The sequence below is a fragment of the Facilibium subflavum genome, from assembly GCF_003574485.1.
Lineage (GTDB): Bacteria > Pseudomonadota > Gammaproteobacteria > Francisellales > Francisellaceae > Facilibium > Facilibium subflavum.
Window position 1 is genome coordinate 1 of record NZ_QLIT01000111.1, and the last position, 5,097, is coordinate 5,097.

2 tRNA genes and 3 rRNA genes are annotated in these 5,097 nt (G+C 49.1%); all 5 read left to right on the forward strand.

Annotated features, from left to right (window positions below):
• The first annotated feature begins 238 nt into the window (after positions 1–238).
• The 5 genes from DNK84_RS07260 (at position 239) to rrf (ending at position 5,095) form a co-directional block, all read left to right on the forward strand.
• Positions 239–1,779 (forward strand): 16S ribosomal RNA (locus DNK84_RS07260).
• Between the two features lie 85 nt (positions 1,780–1,864).
• Positions 1,865–1,941: transfer RNA gene (locus DNK84_RS07265), tRNA-Ile, on the forward strand.
• Positions 1,942–1,946: 5 nt separating this feature from the next.
• Positions 1,947–2,022: transfer RNA gene (locus DNK84_RS07270), tRNA-Ala, on the forward strand.
• A 41-nt stretch (positions 2,023–2,063) separates the two neighbouring features.
• Positions 2,064–4,939, forward strand: a 23S ribosomal RNA gene (locus DNK84_RS07275).
• 41 nt (positions 4,940–4,980) lie between these two features.
• Positions 4,981–5,095 (forward strand): 5S ribosomal RNA (gene rrf / locus DNK84_RS07280).
• The 16S, 23S and 5S rRNA genes sit together here with 2 tRNA genes alongside, the layout of an rRNA operon.
• Positions 5,096–5,097 lie beyond the last annotated feature (2 nt).

Genomic DNA, 5,097 nt, shown 5'->3' on the forward strand with positions numbered 1-5,097 from the left:
AAAGCCTCCCAGGCCAGTCAATCGAGCCAACATTTTCAAGTTTTGTTAAGTCATTTAGAAAAATCCTCTAAAACTTATCGTATTAGTGAGCAGCCACTAACACCTTATCATATCAAATTTACGATTGATAAAAAAAAACATACAGGTGTAGAATATGTAGATACTTGAACACTTTGAGAGAATAATTGCGAGTTATTGGTATTTGGTTTTATGATTAGATATTGATGACTTAGGATATAAACTGAAGAGTTTGATCCTGGCTCAGATTGAACGCTGGTGGCATGCTTAACACATGCAAGTCGGACGGCAGCATGGTAGTGCTTGCACTACTGATGGCGAGTGGCGGACGGGTGAGTAACGCGTAGGAATCTGCCGTATAGAGGGGGACAACAGTTGGAAACGACTGCTAATACCGCATATTATCTTAGGATGAAGGGTGGCTTTTAGCTGCCGCTATACGATGAGCCTGCGTTGGATTAGCTAGTTGGTTGGGTAAAGGCTGACCAAGGCGACGATCCATAGCTGTTCTGAGAGGAAGATCAGCCACACTGGGACTGAGACACGGCCCAGACTCCTACGGGAGGCAGCAGTGGGGAATATTGGACAATGGGGGCAACCCTGATCCAGCAATGCCACGTGTGTGAAGAAGGCCTTAGGGTTGTAAAGCACTTTAGTCACTGAGGAAATTCATTTGGTTAAGAGCTGGGTGAATTGACGTTAGGTGAAGAATAAGCACCGGCTAACTCCGTGCCAGCAGCCGCGGTAATACGGAGGGTGCGAGCGTTAATCGGAATTACTGGGCGTAAAGGGTTCGTAGGTGGTTGAGTAAGTCGGATGTGAAATACCTGGGCTTAACCTGGGAGGTGCATACGATACTGTTTAACTAGAGTTTACTAGAGGATTGGGGAATTTCCGGTGTAGCGGTGAAATGCGTAGAGATCGGGAAGAACATCGATGGCGAAGGCAACAATCTGGGGTTAAACTGACACTGAGGGACGAAAGCGTGGGTAGCAAACAGGATTAGATACCCTGGTAGTCCACGCTGTAAACGATGAGTACTAGCTGTTGGAGTCGGTGTAAAGGCTTTAGTGGCGCAGCTAACGCGATAAGTACTCCGCCTGGGGACTACGGCCGCAAGGTTAAAACTCAAAGGAATTGACGGGGACCCGCACAAGCGGTGGAGCATGTGGTTTAATTCGATGCAACGCGAAGAACCTTACCTACCCTTGACATCCTAAGAACGAACCAGAGATGGTTTGGTGCCTTCGGGAACTTAGAGACAGGTGCTGCATGGCTGTCGTCAGCTCGTGTTGTGAAATGTTGGGTTAAGTCCCGCAACGAGCGCAACCCTTATTTTTAGTTGCCAGCATGTAAAGATGGGCACTCTAGAGAGACTGCCGCTGATAAGGCGGAGGAAGGTGGGGACGACGTCAAGTCATCATGGCCCTTACGGGTAGGGCTACACACGTGCTACAATGGGTGTTACAGAGGGCAGCGAAGCCGCGAGGTGGAGCGAAACTTTGAAAGGCACTCTTAGTCCGGATTGTACTCTGCAACTCGAGTGCATGAAGTCGGAATCGCTAGTAATCGCGAATCAGCATGTCGCGGTGAATACGTTCCCGGGTCTTGTACACACCGCCCGTCACACCATGGGAGTGGGTTGCTCCAGAAGTAGATAGCTTAACCGCAAGGGGGGCGTTTACCACGGAGTGATTCATGACTGGGGTGAAGTCGTAACAAGGTAGCCGTAGGGGAACCTGCGGCTGGATCACCTCCTTAAAGGGTGCGAAAGCACGAAAGACTATAGAGAAAGATCTTGAAGTGTTTGAGTGTTTACATATACTTTTTTTTGATGATGTAGAATGGGTCTGTAGCTCAGCTGGTTAGAGCGCACCCCTGATAAGGGTGAGGTCGGTAGTTCAAGTCTACTCAGACCCACCATTTTAGGGGCCATAGCTCAGCTGGGAGAGCGCCTGCTTTGCACGCAGGAGGTCAGCGGTTCGATCCCGCTTGGCTCCACCAAAGGAATTTAAGAGATCTTTAACAATTTATTATAGAGTAATGACCAAGGGAATAAGCGCAGACGGTGGATGCCTTGGCAGTCAGAGGCGAAGAAGGACGTGATAGCCTGCGAGAAGCTTCGGGGAGTTGGCAAATGAGCATTGATCCGGAGATGTCCGAATGGGGGAACCCGGCCACTTAGGTGGTCATCGTATTATTACGAAGCGAACGTGGGGAACTGAAACATCTAAGTACCCATAGGAGAAGAAATCAACCGAGATTCCCTTAGTAGCGGCGAGCGAAGGGGGAATAGCCTGGCATAATATTAGCATAGATATTAGTGGAGTAAGCTGGGAAGCTTGACCATAGAAGGTGATAGTCCTGTACACGAAAGTATTTATGTGGAACTAGGTATGCGAGCAAGTAGGGCGGAGCACGTGGAATTCTGCTTGAAGATGGGGGGACCATCCTCCAAGGCTAAATACTCCTGACTGACCGATAGTGAACCAGTACCGTGAGGGAAAGGCGAAAAGAACCCTGTTAAAGGGAGTGAAATAGAACCTGAAACCGTCTGCGTACAAGCAGTGGGAGCATATGTAGATATGTGACTGCGTACCTTTTGTATAATGGGTCAGCGAGTTACTTGTAGTGGCGAGGATAACTGAATAAGGGATCCGTAGGGAGACCGAGTGTTAATAGCGCGCATAGTCGCTGCGAGTAGACCCGAAACCGGCGCGATCTATCCATGGCCAGGTTGAAGGTTGGGTAACACCAACTGGAGGACCGAACCCGGTAATGTTGCAAAATTATGGGATGAGCTGTGGATCGGAGTGAAAGGCTAATCAAGCACGGAGATAGCTGGTTCTCCCCGAAAACTATTTAGGTAGTGCCTTGTGAATTGACTCGTTGGGGTAAAGCACTGTTTCGGCGATGGGGGTTTTGCGACCTTACTGACTCGATGCAAACTCAGAATACGACGAAGTTTTATCACAGGAGACACACTGCGGGTGCTAAGGTCCGTAGTGGAGAGGGAAACAGCCCAGACCGCCAGCTAAGGTCCCAAAGTTATCGCTAAGTGGGAAACGAAGTGGGAAGGCCCAGACAGCCAGGAGGTTGGCTTAGAAGCAGCCATCCTTTAAAGAAAGCGTAATAGCTCACTGGTCGAGTCGGCCTGCACGTAAGATTTAACGGGGCTAAGCGATACACCGAAGCTGCGGATGGTGATTAATCACCATGGTAGGGGAGCGTTCTGTAAGCTGATGAAGGTGAACTGAGAAGTTTGCTGGAGGTATCAGAAGTGCGAATGCTGACATGAGTAACGATAAATAAGTGAGATTCTTATTGGCCGGAAGTCCAAGGTTTCCTACGCAATGTTAATCAACGTAGGGTAAGTCGGCCCCTAAGGCGAAGCTGAAGAGCGTAGTCGATGGGAAACGGGTTAATATTCCCGTACCATTTAAACTTTCGAAGGAGAGACGGAGAGAGCTAGGTCTGCCTGGCGGATGGTCGTCCAGGTGGAAGCGTGTAGGTAGTGTATTTAGGCAAATCCGGATACATGATGATCCAAGGCGTGATGCGAAGTTATATTTATATGACGAAGAGATTGATGCTGTACTTCCAGGAAAAACTTCTAAGGTTAGGGTTTAAATGACCGTACTGTAAACCGACACAGGTGGACAGGTAGAGAATACCAAGGCGATGAGAGAACCCAGGTGAAGGAACTAGGCAAAATGACACCGTAACTTCGGGAGAAGGTGTGCCTGCGTTAGGTGAAGTTCTTAACGGATGGAGCTGAAGCAGGTTGCAGAAACCAGGTGGCTGCGACTGTTTACTAAAAACACAGCACTCTGCGAACTTGAAAGAGGAAGTATAGGGTGTGACGCCTGCCCGGTGCCGGAAGGTTAATTGAAGGTGTGAGAGCGCTGGATCGAAGCCCCGGTAAACGGCGGCCGTAACTATAACGGTCCTAAGGTAGCGAAATTCCTTGTCGGGTAAGTTCCGACCTGCACGAATGGCGTAACGATGGCCACACTGTCTCCATCTGGGACTCAGTGAAATTGAAATCGCAGTGAAGATGCTGCGTACCCGCGGTTAGACGGAAAGACCCCGTGAACCTTTACTATAGCTTTGCACTGGACTTTGAAGATATTTGTGTAGGATAGGTGGGAGACTATGAAGATGAGACGCTAGTTTTATTGGAGTCGACCTTGAAATACCACCCTGATATGTTTGGAGTTCTAACTCAGGTTTTAAATCGAGGACAGTGTATGGTGGGTAGTTTGACTGGGGCGGTCTCCTCCCAAAGAGTAACGGAGGAGTACGAAGGTGCACTCGGTGCGGTCGGAAATCGCACCAAGAGTATAAAGGCAAAAGTGCGCTTAACTGCGAGAGTGACGGCTCGAGCAGGTACGAAAGTAGGTCTTAGTGATCCGGTGGTTCTGAATGGAAGGGCCATCGCTCAACGGATAAAAGGTACTCCGGGGATAACAGGCTGATTCCTCCCAAGAGTTCATATCGACGGAGGAGTTTGGCACCTCGATGTCGGCTCATCACATCCTGGGGCTGAAGCAGGTCCCAAGGGTATGGCTGTTCGCCATTTAAAGTGGTACGCGAGCTGGGTTTAGAACGTCGTGAGACAGTTCGGTCCCTATCTGCCGTGGGCGTAGGAGATTTGAGAGGATTTGTCCCTAGTACGAGAGGACCGGGATGAACGAACCGCTGGTGTTTGGGTTGTAACGCCCGTTGCATTGCCCAGTAGCTATGTTCGGAATGGATAACCGCTGAAAGCATCTAAGCGGGAAGCCAGCCTCAAGATGAGATCTCCCTGGGATTTATCCCCTGTAAGGGTTGTTGAAGACGACGACGTAGATAGGCTGGATGTGGAAGTGCAGCAATGTATGAAGCTAACCAGTACTAATTGCCCGAGAGACTTGGTTATTACTCTATGATAAATTGATAAAGCTTTTTTAAGCGACAACTTTTGGCGGTAATAGTGCTTAGGTACCACCTAACTCCATGCCGAACTTAGAAGTGAAACTAAGTCACGCCGATGATAGTATAGCATTCGCTATGTGAAAGTAGGTCACCGCCAAATCC